This window comes from Jonesia denitrificans DSM 20603, from assembly GCF_000024065.1.
GTDB classification, from domain to species: Bacteria; Actinomycetota; Actinomycetes; order Actinomycetales; family Cellulomonadaceae; genus Jonesia; species Jonesia denitrificans.
Map to the genome: position 1 here is coordinate 1,421,608 of NC_013174.1, position 20,085 is coordinate 1,441,692.

20 protein-coding genes are annotated in these 20,085 nt (G+C 55.7%); 1 reads left to right on the forward strand and 19 read right to left on the reverse strand.

Annotated features, from left to right (window positions below):
• Positions 1 to 94 precede the first annotated feature (94 nt).
• From JDEN_RS06685 to efp, 3 genes are all read right to left on the reverse strand, one after another.
• On the reverse strand, positions 95 to 1,810 hold the full coding sequence (locus JDEN_RS06685; protein WP_015771611.1) for an AMP-binding protein: 1,716 nt from the start codon (positions 1,808 to 1,810) through the stop codon (positions 95 to 97).
• 131 nt (positions 1,811 to 1,941) lie between these two features.
• Positions 1,942 to 2,358, reverse strand: coding sequence for a transcription antitermination factor NusB (gene nusB, locus JDEN_RS06690; RefSeq protein WP_015771612.1), 417 nt, complete (start codon positions 2,356 to 2,358; stop codon positions 1,942 to 1,944).
• A gap of 1 nt (position 2,359) precedes the next feature.
• Positions 2,360 to 2,923, reverse strand: coding sequence for an elongation factor P (gene efp, locus JDEN_RS06695; RefSeq protein ID WP_015771613.1), 564 nt, complete (start codon positions 2,921 to 2,923; stop codon positions 2,360 to 2,362).
• A gap of 136 nt (positions 2,924 to 3,059) precedes the next feature.
• Here efp and JDEN_RS06700 point away from each other — a divergent pair, with 136 nt between their 5' ends.
• Positions 3,060 to 3,956, forward strand: a complete 897-nt coding sequence (locus JDEN_RS06700; RefSeq protein WP_049754445.1) for a hypothetical protein — start codon at positions 3,060 to 3,062, stop codon at positions 3,954 to 3,956.
• Between the two features lie 13 nt (positions 3,957 to 3,969).
• On the opposite strand, the gene JDEN_RS06705 is transcribed toward JDEN_RS06700, so the two are convergent.
• The 16 genes from JDEN_RS06705 to JDEN_RS06780 all read right to left on the reverse strand — a co-directional run bounded on the left by JDEN_RS06705 (position 3,970) and on the right by JDEN_RS06780 (position 20,066).
• Positions 3,970 to 4,365, reverse strand: a complete 396-nt coding sequence (locus JDEN_RS06705; protein WP_015771615.1) for a hypothetical protein — start codon at positions 4,363 to 4,365, stop codon at positions 3,970 to 3,972.
• A gap of 3 nt (positions 4,366 to 4,368) precedes the next feature.
• The gene (locus JDEN_RS06710) at positions 4,369 to 5,034 is read right to left on the reverse strand and encodes a hypothetical protein (protein WP_015771616.1); all 666 of its coding nucleotides are present in this window, start codon (positions 5,032 to 5,034) and stop codon (positions 4,369 to 4,371) included.
• Between the two features lie 110 nt (positions 5,035 to 5,144).
• Positions 5,145 to 5,570 (reverse strand): type II 3-dehydroquinate dehydratase, encoded by a 426-nt coding sequence (locus JDEN_RS06715; RefSeq protein WP_015771617.1) that lies wholly within the window; start codon positions 5,568 to 5,570, stop codon positions 5,145 to 5,147.
• Positions 5,571 to 5,580: 10 nt separating this feature from the next.
• Complete coding sequence (aroB, locus tag JDEN_RS06720; protein ID WP_015771618.1) at positions 5,581 to 6,723, reverse strand: 3-dehydroquinate synthase; 1,143 nt, start codon at positions 6,721 to 6,723, stop codon at positions 5,581 to 5,583.
• Entirely contained in the window at positions 6,720 to 7,265 is a 546-nt protein-coding gene (locus tag JDEN_RS06725; RefSeq protein ID WP_015771619.1) for a shikimate kinase, read from the reverse strand. The genes aroB and JDEN_RS06725 overlap by 4 nt, the downstream gene beginning before the upstream one ends.
• Complete coding sequence (aroC, locus tag JDEN_RS06730) at positions 7,265 to 8,479, reverse strand: chorismate synthase (protein WP_015771620.1); 1,215 nt, start codon at positions 8,477 to 8,479, stop codon at positions 7,265 to 7,267. Before aroC ends, JDEN_RS06725 begins: the two co-directional genes overlap by 1 nt.
• A gap of 131 nt (positions 8,480 to 8,610) precedes the next feature.
• A complete protein-coding gene (locus JDEN_RS06735; protein ID WP_015771621.1) occupies positions 8,611 to 9,429 on the reverse strand; it encodes a hypothetical protein in 819 nt (272 codons plus the stop codon).
• Positions 9,413 to 10,141: a hypothetical protein gene (locus JDEN_RS06740; RefSeq protein WP_015771622.1), complete on the reverse strand. Its 729-nt coding sequence runs from the start codon at positions 10,139 to 10,141 to the stop codon at positions 9,413 to 9,415. Before JDEN_RS06740 ends, JDEN_RS06735 begins: the two co-directional genes overlap by 17 nt.
• Positions 10,138 to 11,199, reverse strand: a complete 1,062-nt coding sequence (gene pilM, locus JDEN_RS06745; protein WP_015771623.1) for a type IV pilus assembly protein PilM — start codon at positions 11,197 to 11,199, stop codon at positions 10,138 to 10,140. The genes JDEN_RS06740 and pilM overlap by 4 nt, the downstream gene beginning before the upstream one ends.
• Before the next feature lie 91 nt (positions 11,200 to 11,290).
• Positions 11,291 to 12,115 carry a prepilin peptidase gene (locus JDEN_RS06750; RefSeq protein ID WP_015771624.1) on the reverse strand — a complete coding sequence of 275 codons (825 nt, stop codon included), beginning with the start codon at positions 12,113 to 12,115 and terminating at the stop codon, positions 11,291 to 11,293.
• Positions 12,116 to 12,120: 5 nt separating this feature from the next.
• The gene (locus JDEN_RS06755; RefSeq protein ID WP_015771625.1) at positions 12,121 to 13,746 is read right to left on the reverse strand and encodes an RICIN domain-containing protein; all 1,626 of its coding nucleotides are present in this window, start codon (positions 13,744 to 13,746) and stop codon (positions 12,121 to 12,123) included.
• Positions 13,743 to 14,375: a PulJ/GspJ family protein gene (locus tag JDEN_RS06760; RefSeq protein ID WP_015771626.1), complete on the reverse strand. Its 633-nt coding sequence runs from the start codon at positions 14,373 to 14,375 to the stop codon at positions 13,743 to 13,745. Before JDEN_RS06760 ends, JDEN_RS06755 begins: the two co-directional genes overlap by 4 nt.
• Positions 14,372 to 16,372, reverse strand: coding sequence for an Ig-like domain-containing protein (locus JDEN_RS06765; protein WP_015771627.1), 2,001 nt, complete (start codon positions 16,370 to 16,372; stop codon positions 14,372 to 14,374). Before JDEN_RS06765 ends, JDEN_RS06760 begins: the two co-directional genes overlap by 4 nt.
• 204 nt (positions 16,373 to 16,576) lie before the next feature.
• A complete protein-coding gene (locus tag JDEN_RS14245; RefSeq protein WP_015771628.1) occupies positions 16,577 to 16,972 on the reverse strand; it encodes a prepilin-type N-terminal cleavage/methylation domain-containing protein in 396 nt (131 codons plus the stop codon).
• A gap of 161 nt (positions 16,973 to 17,133) precedes the next feature.
• The gene (locus JDEN_RS06775) at positions 17,134 to 18,366 is read right to left on the reverse strand and encodes a type II secretion system F family protein (RefSeq protein ID WP_015771629.1); all 1,233 of its coding nucleotides are present in this window, start codon (positions 18,364 to 18,366) and stop codon (positions 17,134 to 17,136) included.
• Complete coding sequence (locus tag JDEN_RS06780; RefSeq protein WP_015771630.1) at positions 18,366 to 20,066, reverse strand: type IV pilus twitching motility protein PilT; 1,701 nt, start codon at positions 20,064 to 20,066, stop codon at positions 18,366 to 18,368. Before JDEN_RS06780 ends, JDEN_RS06775 begins: the two co-directional genes overlap by 1 nt.
• Between the last annotated feature and the right edge of the window lie 19 nt (positions 20,067 to 20,085).

The following is a 20,085-nucleotide window of genomic DNA, read 5'->3' on the forward strand; positions in this document are numbered from 1 at the left end:
TGCGTTGCACCACTCACCCTACAACCCCACGACCACCGCCAGCCGCCCTGTTCACAAAACAACGCATCGTCAAACGGTAAACGTGGGGAATCTGTCACCCAGCTGCCGCGGACCCACCCATGACGTTGTCCCGCACCACCCGGCGCAGCACCTTCCCAATCTGTGAACGCGGCAACTCAGGGACCACAATAACCTCACGAGGAAGCGCATACCGCGCCAACTGCTTCTCACACCACCCCTGAACAGCCTTCACATCAAGTTCAGTAGCGCCCTGTGCAAGCACCACGGCAGCAACAACCTTCTCCCCCATGTCACCGCCAGGAACGCCAACAACAGCGACATCCTCCACCTCAGGCATCTGACGCACACACTCTTCAACCTGGCTTGGGAACACCTTAAACCCGCCAGTGATAATCATTTCCTTGATCCGGTCCACAACCTTCACCGAGCCAGTCTCATCCATGACCACAACATCACCGGTACGAATCCAGGTGCGTCCATCAATATCAACCAACACCTGCTCAGTTTCCTGCGGCTTCCCCCAATACCCAGAAAACACCTGCGGCCCAGAGATCAATAACTCACCACGCTCCCCCAACTGAACGGGGGTGCGCCCATCTTCCTGATCAACAATGAGCACATCAGTGGATGGAAACGGCAACCCTAAATGGCCGGGTTTGCGCTGATCAGACAACGGATTACCCAACGCCACAGGCGAGGTTTCCGTCATCCCATACCCCTCAATAGCCAACCCACCTGTCGCGTCCTCCCAGGCGGCCGCTGTCTGCGCATCGAGTGGCATCGCCCCACAAATCGCATAGCGAAACGATGTGAGATCGACGTTGCGCTCACGGGCTGCGGTGACGATTCGGCCGAGCATGGGCGGGACTGCGGGCAGGAATGTGCCGGGGTGTTTCTTTTGTGCGTCGAGGAATGAGTTGACTTCAAATTTGGGGAAGAGCATGACGGTTGCGCCAATGCGCAGCGCGTAGGTCAGGCAAAGGGTGAGTCCAAAAGCGTGGAAGAACGGCAGGATTCCGTAAACGGTTTCGGTGCCTGGGTTGTCGTCGGCTCCGGTCCATACTGCTCCTTGGATGGAGTTGGCGACGAGGTTGGCGTGGGTGAGCATGGCACCTTTGGGGGTGCCGGTTGTGCCACCGGTGTATTGCAAGGCAGCCAGGTCACTGGAGGCAGGACGTGGGTGGTCGGCGGGTAGCGGGGTTGCCGATGCGAGGAGTTGTTCCCAGCGTTGCGCGTGTGCGGGCGGGGTGGCTTTGAGTTGGGCTTTGGTGTCGCGGGCTTTTTTGACGGGAAGGTTCAGCAGCAGCCGTTTAGTGAGCGGTAGGTCGCGTGCTACATCGACGGTGATGAGTGTGGACACTGAGGTTGAGGTGCTGGCCTGGCCAAGGATCGCTGCGGTGCGTTCCCAAAAGATTGCGACGGTGGCGCCTGAGTCGTTGAGTTGGTGGACGAGTTCTTGTTGGGTGTACAAGGGGTTGTGTTCGACGACGATTGCCCCTAGTCGAAGCACTGCGTAGAACGCGATGACGTGACTGGTGCAGTTGGGCAGGGCAATGGCAACCCGATCCCCTGGTTGCACGCCGAGGTCGCGGAGCATTCCTGCTGCCAGGGAAATCTGTGTTCCAAGGTCGGCATAGGTGATGGGCGCACCGAGGAAGTTCAAGGCTGTGCGTGATCCGAACCGGGAGATCGTGTCGTCCAGCGCCGCGGTGATGTCGGTGTCTGGGACGGTGATCTCGGTGGGGACGGTGGGGTTGTAGTGCTCATGCCAGATTCGAGAGAAAGTCACAGCATAATTCTAACCTACGCACCCGTAACCTACGAGTGCGTAACTTTACGTTCGGGTGAACGTGCAGGCGGTGTGGACGTGTTTGTGGGCGGTTCATGGGTGTCCACGAACCGCCCACAATGGTGACGCTGCTATTCGGAGAGCGCTGGTTTGATGTCCATGACGCGCCCGAGTAGTCCATTGACGAATGAGGGCGAATCTTCAGTGGATAGTTCGCGTGCGAGGTCCACAGCTTCGTCGATGGCAACAATGTCTGGGACGTCGTCGTTGTAGAGCAGTTCCCAGGTGCCTAACCGCAAGATGGCGCGGTCAACGGCTGGCATTCGACGTAGCGGCCACCCGCGGGAGTACGTTTCGAGGATTTCATCGATGCGCTCGCGGTGCAGGATGACACCTTCGACGAGGTCCACGGCGTACTGGGGTAGGGCGCTGGGGACTCCTGGGTCAGCAAGTCGAATGTCGAGGACTTGCGCGGCGCTCAGATTGCGTTGGTCAGCTTCGTAGAGAATGTTGACTGCGCGTTTGCGTGCTTTACTGCGAGCTGCCACGTCAGTCGTTCACTCGCCCAAGGTAGGACCCATCGCGGGTGTCAACCTTGACTTTGGTGCCTTGTTCGAGGAACAGGGGCACTTGGATTTCGTAGCCAGTTTCGATTGTTGCTGATTTTGTTCCTGCAGAGGAGCGGTCGCCTTGGAGGCCAGGTTCGGTGTAGGTAATGACGGTGGTGATGGAGGCAGGGAGCTCAATGTAAAGTACGGTTCCGTCATTGGTGGCAACAGTTGCGGTGCCGTTTTCCAACAGGAAGTTCTTTGCGTCACCCACGGTCGCGGCGGGGATGGTGATTTGGTCGTAGGTGGTGAGGTCCATGAACACGTAGTCCTCACCGTCTTGGTAAAGGTACTGCATGTCGGACTTGTCGACGATCGCCATTTCGATTTTCATACCGGCGTTGAAGGTTTTGTCGACGAGTTTGCCTGACGTGATGTTGCGGATTTTGGTGCGCACGAAGGCACCGCCTTTTCCTGGTTTCACGTGTTGAAACTCCAGGACAGCCCACAGTTGGCCGTCAAGTCGCAGGACACTGCCGTTTTTGATGTCATTGGTGGTAGCCACGGGTGGAGAACTTCCTATCGATTTGGCAAGGTTCGACTGTGCGTGTTCACCCCTTGGGGGTGTGCACCTTCGCTCTGTTGGCTTCCCGTGTGAGCCAGTTTTGTGGTGAGCTCACAAGGGTGCGTTACATTATAGCGTGCCACATTCTCACGTTGATGCATCTTTAGTGGGTGCTGTTTCTTTACACACGGGTTTCCTCTTGGATGTCGATGGACCGATCTCCTCACCCAGTTCTCGCACGTTACGCGCCCCCGGGCTGGCCGATGCGCTGGTGACCCTGGCCAACGCGGGGTGCGTGGTGGCGTTGAATACGGGGCGCTCGGAGGCGTTCTTGCGTGATCGTATTGTCCCGGTCTTGCGTGAGCATGGGTTGCGCCAGGATGCACCGTTATGGGGAATTGGGGAAAAAGGGGGCGTATGGTCCCATCTTGCCTCTGGTGGTGAGACCCATAGTGATGAACGTCTTGCGTTGGACTCGGCTTTGCTTGCTGCGATCGAGCGCATGGCAGCCACCGAGTTCTCTGACATTGTCTTTTGGGATGACACAAAACTCACAATGGCGTCGTTAGAGCAGCGTCTCGACTGTTCGGATGAGGTGTATCGTGCGCGGCGTCATGAGCTCGACCTGCGAGTAGCTGAGGTGATTCGCGGGTGTGGATATGCGCTTGCGTGGGAAGGGCGCGAGGATCTGTCAGACCAGGGCGCCACGGTGCGTCTTGATCCCACGATTATCGCTTCAGATGTTGAACATGTAGGGACGGGGAAAGACACGGGCGCACGGTTGCTGGTGGAACTGTTACGCAACCACGGCGTCTTGGTTCCCACGTCCTGGCTGACCATGGGTGATTCTCGAACAGATTACGCTATGGCGTGGTGGTTGCATGACAATGGGTGGCCTGTGACGCACGTGGATGTGCGTCCAGCTGACGGTGTGCCACACTGCCCGTTCCCGGTGCTCACTCACCCTGAGTTCATTCATGACGATGCCGGGGCGTGGTTCGCTAAGCAGTGGGCGCAAGCGCTGAACAACTAAGGGTGTTGGGTCATCACCACATGGTCGTCGTGACCCATTGAACGGTGACCCCAATGAACAAGACCCACAAGAGTGAAGCAAGCGTCCCGATAATAAACTTTTCAGCTGTCTCCGACGAGTCTTTAAATTCGGGGTAGCGGGCAAGGCCTTTAATGGCAATGACAATGGCGATAGAGGCAGGGGACCCGGCAATGATAAAGAGGTAGCCAATGCCCCGCTCCAGCATCCCGATCCATAATCCACCACGCAAGGTGGGAGCAGCATCTGCAGGGTCACCGGACACTGTGTCCCCCGCTGGTACGCCGTGGTCTTGTGCACGCCGAGCTGCCAACGCAAGAACACCGCGCACAACGAAGTTGCCAAGGAAGGTGGCGAGAAAAAACCCCGCAATAATGAGCGCCGTGTGCATGATTTATGATCTCTGATCAGGACGGAGATTGTCGAGTAAACGCACGAGTAAGGGGATCGCTCCCCATTCTTCATCCCAGCGTGCAGCTTTCAACCGCGCGGACATTGCCTGCTTGGATATCCCCAATTCGGCTGCAGCATCAGTTTGAGTGCTCCCTCGAGGTGAGCCATCAGGGTAAGTGAGCAAATCCAACGCTTCCCACGCTTTTGCGCTCCGCCCCTGCACAGCAAGCGCGAGTAACCGCAGCAGCGCCTGAACATCTCCCACATGAGCACTCATTGAGTCACTGGTTGGTTGGGCTCCCTTGCCCGACAAACCGCGCACCGAAACCGGAATTGTTCCCCGCTGCGTCTTTGCATCGTCCACAGCGTCCCGAGCCGCAATAAAAGCTTCACCAGACCCCTCAGAGGACCTGACTGGAAGTGGCTCATCAACAACCCCCAGACCAATCCCGACATACCACCCGCCAGACCTCAAAGCGAGCCGCACTGCCGCCCACAGTGCCCACGGCGATTCAATAACCCCCTGCACTTCGTCGCCGACTGAGCGAGAAAACTCGACCACGGGAGCCCATCTACCCCTCAGGTGCGCACCAAAAAGCTCAAGAAGCTCCGGGACACGATCTCCCACGACCCGCGAGTTTTCTTGGTCGATTGTCAGGACAAACATACAGCCAGTATCCCACACCACCTGGGGAAGTCAATGTCAAAACATTGACACCGCAGAGTCAACGCTAAGACTGTGACTTTCAACTATTCCAGGAAAACCCCGAACACGCATCAATCAAGCAGAGCAGACAACGCAAGACGATAAGAATCAAACCCAAAACCAGCAACAGTCCCCGTCGCCACCGGCCCCACCACCGAATAGTGACGAAACTCCTCACGCGCATACGGGTTCGAAATATGCACCTCAACCAAACGAAGCCCACCCTTAGTCACCATCGCCGCAGCATCACGAACCGCATACGAAAAATGAGTAAACGCAGCAGGATTCAACACAACATCCGCACCAACATCAACAGCCTCATGAAGCCAACCAATCAACTCAGCTTCATCATCAGTCTGCCGCACCACCACCTCAGCACGCTCCCCCACCCACGCCGAGCACGACTCCGCCAAATCATTCAGCGACAACGCACCATACACATCGGGCTCACGAACCCCCAACCGCCCAAGGTTCGGCCCATTCAACACAAAAATCACTGCCACCCCCCTACAACACAACCGCGCGCGACGGACGAGCCTCAGCACTCACCTCAGCATACGCAGCACTCAACAACAACGGATCAGGCCCCTCCAACCGAGTCGGACGTCCCACATCCTCAAGAACTACAAAACGCAACAGATCGCCACGAGACTTCTTATCACGACGCATCGCCGCCAAAAGCTGATCCCACCGATCACCGCGATAACTCACCGGCAACCCAAGCGACACCAAAATAGATCGCATCCGATCCACCACTGCATCATCCAAACGCCCCGCCAACCGCGCCAACTCAGCAGCAAACACCATCCCCACAGACACAGCAGCCCCATGCCGCCACTGATACCGCTCCACATGCTCAATAGCATGCCCAAACGTATGCCCGTAATTAAGAATCTCCCGCAAGGACGCTTCCTTCAGATCCTGCGACACCACACGAGCCTTCACCGCAACAGACCGCTCCACCAACTCCTGAACAACTGAGCCCGCACTCCCCGCAGACCCCGGCCACTCAACAAGCTCCCCCGCATGCTCCTCAACAAGATCAAGAATCACCGGATCCGCAATAAAACCCGTCTTCACAACCTCAGCAAGCCCAGCAAGAAAATCCCACTTCGGAAGCGTCTCCAACGCAGCAAGATCACACAACACACCAGACGGAGAATGAAAAGCACCCACCAAGTTCTTCCCCTCAGCAGTATTCACCCCCGTCTTACCACCCACAGCCGCATCCACCATCGCCAACAACGTCGTCGGAATATGCACAACCTGAATCCCCCGCAACCACGTCGCCGCAATAAACCCAGCAACATCCGTCGTCGCACCCCCACCAAGCGACACAATCGCATCCGAACGCGTAAAATCAGACTGCCCCAAAATCTGCCACGCAAACGCAACAACCTGAATACTCTTCGCCTCTTCAGCCTCCGGAATCACAGCAAGCAACACCTCATAGCCCTGCGCAACCAAATCCTCACGCACAGCCTCCGCAGACGCCTCCAACGCCCCCGGATGAACCAACAACACCTTCCGCACCGAACTCCCCAACAACCCAGGAAGCTCCCCCAACAAATGACGCCCAACAACCACGTCATACCTCCGCTCAGCAGACACCGTAATCCGCTCAACCCGCCCCGACACCGAAGAACTCACAACCCACTCGCTTTCACCAAAGAAACAATGTCACCAGCAACCTCACCAGGCGTACGATGATCAGTCACCACATGCGCATTCGCCACCCGCTCATACAACGGCCTACGCGTATCCATCAACTTCTTCCACTGCGCTCGCGGGTTACCCAGCAGGAGTGGACGTGCCTGGTTGAAACCGATGCGAGGTGCAGCAGCCGCCAAGGACACATCAAGGAACACCACTGTTCCTCCTGAGACCGTGTACTCCATGAGGAGTTCTTGTGTTTGTGGGTCCATGATTGCCCCACCCCCAAGGGCCAAGACACCAGTGTGTTCACGGAGCGCGGTAGCAACCGCCTGCGCCTCAAGTTCCCGGAAATGCTGTTCACCGTCATCAACAAAAATGTCGGTGATGCTTTTCCCTGCGACACTTTCCACATCAGTGTCCGTGTCACGGACAGGAAGTTCCAGCGCCTCGCCAAGGAGACGCGCGATCGTTGATTTACCAGCTCCGGGTGGGCCGGTCAGGACAACACGGGGCGCAGTGTGTGAGGCCATCTGCATCACCGTTGAAATGGTGGGATTGCGTCCAGATACGCCTGAGCGTTCCGTCTGGTTTCTGCCACTGAATCCCCACCAAACTTATCCAGCGCTGCACGCGCTAAAGTCAGTGCCACCATCGCTTCAGCAACAACCGCAGCAGGCGGCACAGCACACACATCCGACCGCTGATGTTGAGCTGGAGCAACATCACCTGTTGCCGTATCAATCGTGGCAAGAGCTTTCGGAACCGTGGAAATGGGTTTCATCGCAGCCCGAACACGAATCACCTCACCATTGGACATGCCGCCCTCAATCCCCCCGGCCCGGTTTGTCCGGCGACGAACCCCCTGCTCACCTGGTTCGATCTCATCGTGCGCCTGAGTACCGCGCCGCGTTGCCGTCAGGAAACCATCCCCCACTTCCACGCCCTTAATCGCCTGGATCCCCATCAGAGCGGCAGCAAGTTGGGCATCAAGCCGCAAATCACCTTGAATATACGTGCCAAGCCCGGACGGAACACCATACGCAAGAACTTCTACGACACCACCAATGGTGTCACCCGCCTTGTGGCAGTCATCAATCTCCGCAACCATGGCCTTGGCCGTGTCCTGGTGGAAACACCGAACCGGATTCTCATCAAGTGTGGCGACATCGTCAGGAGAGGGTAGGTCCGCACCATCAGGGACACTCACCGGACCGATCGCAACCACGTGGGACACCAACCGGACACCCAACGCTTGCTCCAAGAACTTTGCAGCCACCGTCCCCAACGCCACCCGGGTTGCTGTTTCCCGCGCAGACGCCCGTTCCAACACCGGACGCGCATCGTCGAACCCGTACTTGCGCATTCCCACCAAATCGGCGTGCCCAGGACGCGGGCGGGTGATGGGACGGTTGCGGGCAATCTCGCGGACGTCACCTGTACCCGCATCACGAAGCAAACGAGAAGGATCCACAGGGTCCGCGGACATCACATCCACCCACTTTGGCCATTCCGTGTTGGCGATCTCAATCGCCATGGGGCCGCCCTGACTCACACCATGACGCAACCCCGCAAGGACACGGACCTCGTCCTTCTCAAACTTCATGCGGGCGCCACGCCCATACCCCAAGCGTCGGCGCGCCAGTGCATCTTGAATATCGGAGGTCACCACCTCCACACCAGCGGGCAACCCCTCAATAACACCCACAAGGGCCTGACCGTGAGACTCACCTGACGTCAACCAACGAAGCATGCCGTCATCATCTCACTTCACCCCTTAAAGCGCCGTTTTTGACCGTGATACGGACGATGCGGGGGCTGGTTCTTTCGATGAAGAACCAGCCCCCGCATCAGGACACTCGTGCACTACATAACCCGTCGTCGCTACCGTGACGGGGCAAAAATATTGTCCTTCGGTGCTGCTGGGAGTGTTCCTTGAATCTCCTCCGGAACCTCTTCGTCGGCCTGGATCACGCTTTGATCGTATTCCAGGACATAAGCGAATACGTTGAGGACATAGTTGATGTCCCCCACATCCGCTTTTGGTGCCCCATCACTTTCTGGGGCTTCAGTTAGTGCTGAAGCTGCGACCGACGGAACGAGAAGGACACGGTCAGAATCCTCCTGCAGTGTTTGGGAGAACTTTAAAATCTCTGCGTAGTCACCCTGGACCGTGATCGTGAGCGGGATCTGGTAGAAACCTGGGATCTGTGTGGACAACGCACCAGTCCGTGTGGGTTCCGCCCCCGACACGGTCTGCGGGGCGGAAGAAGTCGACGCGGAACTTTCCACAGTTGTGCTCTCGCCAGTGTCTGACGCCGTTGTGGTGTCTTGTTTCAACTCAGTAAACGGTGTCACCGGAACGATTCCACCAGCCGAGGAAATCGAGATGAGAAACACGTTCGAACGATCAACCGAACGTTCGATTTCATCAACAATAGACTGGTAATCCACCGTTGACGGAATACGTTCTTCAAGAGCCGCCAACTCAGCGCGGTAGGTGTCAATCTCCGCGAACTGCTGGCGCAATTTCGTGACCCGGGTATTGAGCGTTTCATTCGACATTTCCACTTGTTCAGCTTCTGCGCGAACGGTGGACGATCCATCGCGCACCGGTGACAGCAACAAAAACCACGTGGCAACAAGAAGGAGAAGAGCAACGACAATAGCGCCGCCGATCCAGGTTTTACGAGTCGAGGGCATCGTCGTCTACCTCTTTCGTTGCTTCGGGTTCAAAACGCAGTGAATAAATGTCTTCGAGCAAACGAACTGTGCCAGTGAACTCATAGGTGGTGTCACCGTCTGGAGACTGCAAGTAGCGAGCCTCCGCAAACCGCGCGCCAGTGAAGCCTGGAATAGCGTTCAACTCGTTGATCCACGCGACTGTATCCGGCATGGTTTTCAAGTTCACCGAGAAAGTCAACTGTCCGATTCCGGGCCCTTGAAGCTCGTCAATAGGCTGTGGTTCAGGATCGTTAGGGGTTGCTGCGGTCACAGAAAGTGTTTGGATAATGCCATCATCAGGAACGGTTGCGGCAATCGCACCGAGATAGTCACGCCACAGAATCTCTCGGTACATTCCGTCTCTGAGAGCAGATTCAATTTTGGTGATCTGGCTAAGAATACGTGGCACCTCGGCATACTTAACTTCTTCAGCTTTGAGGCGTGCAGTTTCTTCCAGTGCTTGATCATAACGACGATCTACAGCCGCTTTTTCTACATGCACTGCAACGTAAGACAAGACGAGGACAACAAAGAACCCGATAAAGGCAGTTCCAATTTTCCTTTTCAGCGCACCAAGCTCACGCTTTTCAACAAACTCTGCCGGGAGAAGGTTCACCTGAGGCAGCATTGCCTGATGGGGGACTCCTCCATTGTCAGCTGTAGCCGTTGATTTTTTCTTTTTCGATGTCATTTTGTGTCCCCGTATGCTAATCCAAGAGCAACAGTTGCCACCTGTTCGTTGCCACGAATAGGACCAAGGTCGACACCCTTTTTGACAGTGACACCGTCAAAAGGATTTCCCATTTGGACAGGGAGACGAACAGCTGATGAAAGATACTGACCAAAACCATTCAGCAGAGCGCCACCACCGGTGAGGACCACAACGTCAATGGGAGCACCCAGATTTTTCATTCCGTAGTACACGAAGGTAGAACGGACGGACTCGATCAGCTGGGACGTCACGTTCATGATCACATCGGCGAGTGGTTGGCGTTCTGGATTTGTTGGGTACCCGACGCCCAGTTCGCGTTTCATACGTTCTGCGTCCTCAACTGTTGACGACATCGTATGCGCGAGTGCGTCAGTACACTCCTGGCTTCCATGCGGTAACACGCGCACGAACCGCGGTAGCCCACGTTCAGCAATGACAACATTGGTGATCCGAGCACCCACATCAACAAAAGCTGCAGTGTATTTTTTAAGTTCACCCTGAGTTTGCGCACGTTGGATCGCCAACGGATTGAGGTCAACCATGAGCGGGCGAACCCCACCGGCTTCCGCGGCCCGCACGTTAGCAGACACCATGTCACGAATAGCAGCAACAAGAAGACCAGACATCCGTCGGCCCTCTTCAGACTCGAACTCACCGGTTGGAACAAAATCGAAGACCGCATCGCCTGACGCAACCGGAAGGAGGTCCTGCGCTTGGTACGGCAATGATTTCTTCAACACGTTCATGGGCTGCCAAGCCAAGTCAGCTTCACGCACAATGACGTGCTGGTTTCCTACACCCATCACCACGTCATGGGCGGAGAACTTCCCCACTTGCCACAGAGCTTTGACGGCAGATGCAACCTTGTCTGGTTCCACAACAACCCCGTCCTGCATGACGCCTGCAGGTAACGGCAGTTGTGCGTACGCGCTCAAGGTTGGAGGTGTTGATCCAGGCCCTCCAGAACCAAATTCCAGTTGAGCGGCACGGACAGCGGTTGACCCGATGTCCAAGCCTATTGTCGATGTTCGCGCCACCGATTTTCCTCTCAGTCACATGCACGAGTGAGTTCATTCATCTATCGGCATGATCAAGAAGTAACTTGACGGCCCGTGAGGTCTCGGTTGACTAGGTGCCAAAGATGAGCGTGAGGTACCACGCTGAGAGTGGTTCAGTCACAAAGAGTGACAGGTACCAGCCCAGAATCATCCATGGCCCGAAGGGAATGCCTGATTTCCGTCCCACTCGGCGTAGGACTAGGAGGACAATCGCGTAAAGACCACCAAGGACAAAGGGAAGGAATCCGCCGACAATGAGGTAGCTCCACCCTAACCATCCCAACGAAATGCCAAGCAACCCAGCGAGTTTGACGTCACCAAACCCCATCCCACCGATGACGCACAACACAAAATACAGGATGTACAGGATAAGACCACCGAGCGCGGCGCGAATGACACTGGTCCATTCCCACCCCATGAGCAACGTGGCGAAGCACACAAGGACTGCAACGACAGGGTATGCAGGTAGCACGATCTTGTTCGGTAGTTTGTGAGTGTCGAGGTCGATGAACGCTAACGCCACCCCAACGGCTGTCAGAAACAACAGTGGCAGAAGAATGCCAACTTCTCCCACTGGGTCACTATCACTGAGGAATCGGAGCGCCACAAGGGCGAAGAGCACAGATGTGAGAGCTTCGACTAACGCATATCTCGGTGATATGCGTTCTTTACAGTGTCGGCAGCGTCCTTGAAGGATCAGCCAGGACAGTACTGGTACGTTGTCAAACCACTGAATGCGTGACCCACATGACGGACACGCACTGGGTGGATGAGCCACTGACTCTCCGCGCGGTACCCGCCAAATCACCACATTCAAGAACGAACCGATGACGAGGCCCACCACCGCAACTAAACCAACGATGAGTGGCCCACACGCCGTATTAACGTCACTCATGATGGTTATGGCTCACGATTCGTGACTTCGTTAAAGTCACCCACAGCAGCGGTGTTTGGATCGTCAGGCACGTTCCATTTTTGGTAATCTCCACCGTCACAGGGTTGCACAACGATTGCGCTCCAACCAAACAGTCCGGGAATGTTGGCAACGGACAGACAGCGTCCGTTGCGGTCCTGGATAGTCCACTCATTGCTATCGCCCGTATTGCCATACCGCGTCCACTGAGTGTTCTGACTCGAGCAATCGGTTGCCCCACTGCTGGTAAGGAAGCGTGGGAATCGGTGAGCCGAGTAGCTCCCAACGTTTACGCCACTTGGCCGTGTGCCGGCAACGATACCAGCGGAGCTAGGTGTGATAAGGCATCTGTTGGTGCCGTCGTTCACCCTAATCTTTGTCACTACTGATGTCTGTCCAAGATCGGCATCGGGCTCGGTGTAGAACCATTTGTGGTTCCAGTCGAACGCTCCATTACCAGTAGGGTCTTGCTTACACGGGTAAGAGATCATGAACGCGTAGCTGATCGTAGCGTTTGTCACGTCAAGGCAACGGCCAAACTCTGCTTGGTTCACAACCTGTGACGTCGCGTAGGAGGCGTTTCCCTTACCAACCGCCGGTAGGGGCTTTGGTTTCGGATTGCCCGTCGAGGTCGACACAGAAATATAGTCACCGTTGGATACGGTGCCATCGCTGTTCACAATGTAACTGTTGGCACGGTTCGTATTCGCCGCGTTTTGCCCTTGCCACGTGTGTGAACCAATCCATGCAAAACGTTGCCCATCAGGGTCGGCAGATCCAAGGGTGCACGGCCGGAGAGTCATACGTGTGGGTGTGGATCCAGTAGCACGCCCTGACAAACATAACGGCACACGCCCGTCGAGGTCAGAGGAACTGAGGTGGATCATGTAATCAGAACGCCAACTCCACAGGTTCCGTTCGTTGGGTTCTTTGCACAGCTCCCCAGTGATTGGCCGAAACCGTGCGGTGCTTCCAGCAGATGTTGTTTCAGCAACCAAACAAAATTGGCTGTTCGCGTCAAGGATTTGGCCACCGCTGATTGTTCGCGTCATGAGCGGGAAGGTGTATGTTGCTTCGATCATGCGGTCCGCAACATTGTCCATGACGACAGCACTAGGATCGAGTCCTTCGGACCGGACCACCGCGTAACGTGGCACTGCGCGAAGCCCGATCGTTGCTCCCGAGGTGTAACACCGTAGTGCGTTGTCTGCTCGCCATTCTTCGTCGCGCCCGACAGGGTCTTCGGCAAAATAGCTGACAGACGCTGTGAAGGTCGTCCCTTCTGGGGCACCTTCGACTGGACCGTTGACGTAGCAGGGCAATTGGTGGATGTCACCGACAACATTTCCCGCCGCATCTGTTGTCGTTGCGTTTCGGATTTGGGAGATTGTCGCTTCGATGCCTGCCTGAGCCGCTGATGACGTACGAATGTTCTTGTTCGTGTACAGAGTTGGCCGAAGTTCTGAGACAACAAACCCTAAGACAAGAAGCGACAGCATCGTAATGACGATCATCAATAACATGGCGCTCATCAGCGCCATGCCCTCTTCAGGATCACGGCGAAGACGCCAGCCCAACATATTGAGTTCCCCGTGCTTGTGCGTGCCGTTCATGAGCGCCCTGGCCCTCCTGTCATACACACAGTGTTAGGTGATGACGCTGACGAGTTCAACGCAACGAGTTGAACCTGTAGTTGCCCACCGCGTGAGTCACCTGCATCACCCATTCCTGCATCGAGGTAGACATGTAATTGCTGTTTGGTGAGTACCACTCCCCCGTCGTTACCAATCGCAGTCACACGAAATGGTTGTTGACTTGGGTCGGACAGGTCGTTTCGGAGCCCTGTCACCGTTGTGCGCCACGCGGAACCCGCTGATTCGCCCACCTGCCAGGTACGGCGTTGGAGTTCTCCGGCAGCTGTGTTATAGCGCCACTGCACACATTGTTGGACTCCTGAGGCCGCGTTGGAGTCAACGAGGTATTCGATGTAGATCGACCCGTCGACCTCTCCGGGTGTGTTGATTGCTGACGCGTAGCGAACTTCTTTATCCATTTGCTGGAAGGTGTTTCGCAGATGATCAGAAGCGTTTGTCACAGCCTGCGCTTTGACGGTGCTTCGTGTCATTCCCACAACCGCGGCCATCGAGATAGACAACAGCACTGTAAGAATTCCCATCGCGACAATGAGCTCGACGAGAGTCATTCCATCTTCTGCTGACCCCTCTGATGTGTGACGCCTCATTGGTTACTCACCTCGATTGTCACTGTTGCTACTTCGGATTCGACCTCGGGGAGGTTGACACCCACGAGTTTGTAGGTGAACGTGCAGGTAGAACGGCCACGAGGTACTTCAAACTCAAGGGAATCATTCTTGAGGTAAGTCTTACCGTTCCTCGTTTCAGTGCCATCAGTGAACCGGCCGCACGTCGGTGGCGACACCAACTCAATCTCCACTTGAGCCCCTTGGTATGGGGCGTCGTTGTCACGAAGCTTCGCTCCGAGGTTTGCCAATTTGAACTTCCGGTTGTTGCCGTCAATGTCACGCGGAGAAATTGTGTATTCGTCGTCGATCGCTACCGGAAGAACTGTCACTGTGATCACACCGGTTTCCCCAGTCGTCGAGGAACCATCAGCGCTATACATCCGGTAGGTGATACGGAACTGGAACGGGATATCGTCCTGGAACCGGTAGCTCACATGAGTGCCACGTTTGTTGTCGGTCGCGTTGTAGTCGTTGCCGCCAACACGCACTTGGCCCCGGATATCCAACGGCGTGTAGTCAATTGACACAATGTCAACCAGGCAGTCCGCGTCATTACCGTTTGCTTCATTGATGCCCAGATCTACATCTTCACCGCGGAGGTCAGCGGTGATGTTCACGTCAAGGTCATTAACGTAGACGCATGCACCGGAAGTAATTGTGACTTTCGCGGGAAGAGCGCTTGGGTACTGTTGACCTTCCCCATTTTTTGCTGCGTCCACAAGGTAGTAGTAGAACTCCACCGTGTCAGAGCCTGAACCGGCACTAGGCGCCTGATAAATCACCTCACCTGATGCGCTCAGGCTAATGCCTTTACTTGCCAGTTCCTGCGACGATGCAGTTCGCGCCTGCAGCGCTTCAGGTGATGCTTCATCAGTGAAAAGATCAACGGTGGGGTTCGACGCCAGCGCGAATGTCACATGCCGATCCGAGTCAATTGAGGATGTTCCATAGTCGTTGGCAAGAAGTTTGTCATTGAGGATCGTGCGGGAACCATAGGCAACGATCATCTCGTCAAAACGCGGGTTCGGGAGAATGTGGACAGTGACGGTCGCTGCGTTCGACACCTCCCCTGACGTTCCCTTCACTTTGTAGGTAAAGGTGACAGTCCCAGAGAACCGTGGATCTGAGGGAGTGAAGATGACCCCGTTGGATTGGCTTCCCGTACCAACTGACACGTTCCCGTAATTCGGTGATGGTTGTGTGAGGTCGACGATCGGACCGATTGCAGAGTCAGGGTTGTAGTCAAGTTGATCGTTGGCAACAACCGCGAAGAACTGTGACCCATCTCCAGCGTTCATGGACACTTCATCGTCGTATGCGTAGGGCTTGAGTACCGTGTTCCACACTGCATCAATGCTGGGGTCAACAAGGGTAGCAAGCCGGTAGGTTTGCGTTTCTGAACCCGGCCCCGTCGTCCACGTCACAACGACACGTACTCGGTACATTTCGATGTGGGTTGCGCCTGCAGGGTTAGGGTTCGTTTTCACGCAGTCAGCTGACGTCGTTGTCGCTGCCTTGGAACGGAAGCACGTCCCGATGAGAGTGGTGATCGTATATGTCTGTGAGTTGATCCGTTGCGTTTGGGTGAGGGGGACCCACTGGTCAGCGGTCGCTCCTGATGCTCCTGTATCCCACGCTGGGTTCATGTCCGCGGTGTCACTGGGATCAGCCGTGGTGATCGCATCCCAAACCGATGTGACTGCGGCTTGAGCACGCCCTTTCACTAACCCGCTGACACCGGTACCTGTGACATCACCCGGGGCAACTGCTCGTGCTCGTTCCACAGCACTGTTCGCCAGCGACACTGCTGCTTGTTTCCGCTGCAGATCTGACACAGTAGCAATCCCCGTGATGAAAAAGGCTGCTGCAGATGTTGCCACCATTCCAATGAGGACAACAGCAACAATCACTTCCACCATGGAGAGACCGCTGTCACGGTCACACTGTGCAGGCAAATACTTCGGACTGTGCTTCATCGTTTCTTACGCCCTCACAACTGTCCATTGCGTTCTCAACAGGTCAATACCTTTGGGTGGATTCGATCGAACGGGGTGCCACCGGCGACAGTCACCAGCGACACCCCGTCGATAGGATCAAGGGAGAAAACTCCATTAGCGCATTTTGCCAGAGCTTTCCTTCCCTCTCTCACGCGTATTCAGCAGTGCTGACTTCGCCAGCCGTTACGGCTGGAGACCACCGGCAGCGCTGTTATAGGTGATTCCACCTTCAGCAGTTGATGCAGCGTCACCGTTGTCGTTAGTTCCAACGATGGTGTAAGACTGGCCGTCGTTGGTGTACACGAAGGTGTTTCCGGTGCTTGTTGCAACACCCATAGCATCAAATTCAGTCTGGTCTGTAGGGTATGCCTGGTTTTCTACCCAGAAGTCTTCAACCTGGGTTGCCAGGGTGCGAAGATCCGAGCGCACGCTGGAGTCCACTGCCTTCTGACGCTGGTTCATGAAGACCGGGATAGCGATAGCGGCAAGGATACCGATGATGATGATGACCACGAGAAGTTCGATCAGGGTGAAGCCCTTTTCTTTCTCGTTCATTGCCTTGGCGACGCGAGCGATCATAACGATCCCTCCATTTTCTGTGTCAATGTGAATGATGAGTGTGGCAGTGACTTCCCCAACCAGGTGGGAAATTTCCCTGCACCACAGTGGCTATCGGCCTGCAAAGGCCGGCACTTGAGCAACGAAACGCACAAGTTTCTGCGAGTTTTTGTGCATGATAGCTACTGAATGAGGTTAAAGATTGAAAAGATTGGCATGTATAGAGCGATGACCATACCGCCGACGATCCCACCGATGACAAGGATCATGAGGGGCTCGATCAGGCTGGTGAGTTGTTCTGTGGTCGCCTCCACTTCGGCGTCGTAGAACTCGGCAATCTTCTCCAGCATGTCGTCGAGCGCACCCGTGTCTTCACCCACCGCCATCATTTGAACCACCATCGGTGGGAACACCGGGTTTTCCGACAACGGAGCAGTCAGGGCCCGCCCTCGACGCACACTGTCAATCACATCGTTCGCGGCGTGCTCCACAACAATGTTCCCGCTTGTTTCCCCCACGATTTCCAATGCCTGCAAGATGGGGACACCTGCGCTGAGCATCGCCCCTAAGTTGCGGGTGAACCGTGCAATCGAGATTTTTTGCGTAAGTTTCCCAAAGACCGGCATCTTCAATTTGACGGGGTCAACCTTCTCCCGCACTGACTTGCGATGCTTAATGCGGTTCCACCAAATGAACCCTGCAAAAACAAGAAGCAGGATCGGCCAGATCGCCATTTTCAGAAAGTCGGACATCGTCACAAGGATTTGTGTGACAAAGGGAAGTTCGCCACCAAGGGTTGCGAACATTCCGGCGAACACGGGGACAATAAAGATCAACATTCCAGCGGACGCCAAAATTGCAATCACAAGGACGACGACCGGGTATGTCATAGCAGACTTGATTTTGCCCTTAAGCTTCACTTCGTCTTCAAAGTTCTTGGCGATGCTGAGCAACGTCTTATCCAGGAACCCACCGGTTTCACCTGCGCGCACCATGTTGATCATGAGAGGTGGGAACACCTTAGGGTGCTTGGCAAGCGCTGACGACAGCGAGCCACCGGTTTCCACATCCGAACGGACCGTCCCCAAGATTCCTTGCAGAACCTTGTTCTCGGTTTGTTCGGTCAAGATTGTGAGAGCTCGCAGCAGGGATAGGCCAGCGTTGATCATGGTCGCGAGCTGACGTGACATGATCGCGATTTCTTTCAGCGAAATCTTGTCGCTGATGCCAGGAATACTGATTTCTGAGTTGAGTCCACCGGTGTTGACCTGCGTGATGGACATTGGCTGTCCACCATTAGCCATGAGCCGTTGAGCAACCGCAGCTTCTGAGGTTGCCTCCATCTTTCCCTTGACGATTTTGCCGGACTTATCAGCAGCCTCGTAGGTGTACGTCTTCATGTCACTTGCAGCCATTAGAAGCTACTCCCGTCAAGGTGTCCACCCATGCCCGCATTCGCGATTCCTGACCCCACTGGAAGCGAGGACCGTCCAGAAAGCCTGTTGTAGTCAGCGGCACTGTGGCACTTTTCCAAACCGACTTCGTAACTAATTGATCCACGTTTTGTCAGGTCAGCGAGGTGCTGATCCATGGTATGCATCCCATCGTTCTTCCCGGCCTGCATCGACGAATAAATTTGGTGGGTCTTACCTTCACGGATCATGTTGCGGATACCTGGTGTGGCCACAAGAACCTCAGTCGCGACAACCCGCCCCGGACCATCTGCGCGTTTGCACAACGTCTGACACACCACGCCCTGGATCGCTGACGCAAGCTGTACTCGGATCTGTTCTTGCTGTTCGGGAGGAAAGACGTCAATGACACGGTCAATAGTCTGCGCAGCATCCTGTGTGTGCAGTGTGGCAAAGACCAGGTGCCCTGTCTCTGCTGCGGTGAGAGCAATAGAAATTGTTTCCAGGTCACGAAGCTCGCCCACAAGAATGATGTCTGGGTCCTGACGCAACACATGCTTCAACGCCGAAGCAAATGAATGTGTGTCAGTGCCCACTTCCCGTTGGTTGACCACGCACTTTTTGTGCTCATGCAAGAACTCAATCGGGTCTTCAACGGTCATGATGTGGTCAGCCCGGGACCTGTTCACCAAGTCAATAATTGACGCCAATGTTGTCGATTTACCGGACCCAGTTGGACCAGTCACAAGAACCAAACCACGCGCAAGTTTTGCGAAAGCCCCGACCGACGGAGGAACTCCCAGGTCCTCAAGCGGTTTGATCTCCGTTGGAATCACACGGAATGCCGCGCCCACAGAATCACGTTGATGATACAAATTGACACGGAACCTCGCCCCATCAGGGACTTGGTAGGCAAAGTCGAGTTCCAGTGCTTCTTCAAACTGTTCCCGCTGCTTCTGGGTGAGCAGCGTATAAATTGACCGACGTAGTGCATCGGCATCAAGCGGGTCGTCGTATCCTTCAAGTGGCGTGAGTTCACCGGCTTTCCTGATCATTGGCCGCGACCGGTTGGTCAAGTGAAGATCAGAGGCATCTTGCACGACCATGTCCCTCAGCACATCGTCAAGGATGAGGTCACCTTTACGCAACGCGTTCGACATACCCACGCGCCCAGCAGCTGCTTGATCTGCTTGGACAATTCCCCGTCCACGGCGCGTTGGTGATACTGCGTCATGAGACGCGGCGCCCGCAGCAGGCGCAACCGTGGGAGGCGCACCAGGAACGTTCGCGAACGACGGTGGAGCCTGGTGCCCAAACGGGTTCGCCGGCGCCCCCGCAGCCTGAACCATAGATTGTTCATCGACGAAGCTCGTTCCTGCAGTCCCGCCCTGCATCATCGGCGGTTGTGCAGCAGCAGGAATAGACACGGGAGCCTGAACGTAGTGGGCATTCGGGGACTCTGCGGGACGGCGAAGTGGTGTCACAGAGGTCGCGGCACGTCTCCCCTCCCCTGGGTCAGCAGATCGAGTAGGTACTTGTTCCTCGGTGAAGCCCCCGTATTCTTCGTACGAAGCAGCCGGACGCGGAATTGACCCACGTGACAACTCACGCGCAAATAATTGCGACATATTTGCTTGTTCAGCCCACTCGCTCACCTGTTGCGGGCTCGCTTGTTCCCGCGGTTGTTGGAAGTTTTCGGTCACGACGTGTTCCCTCTCGTAG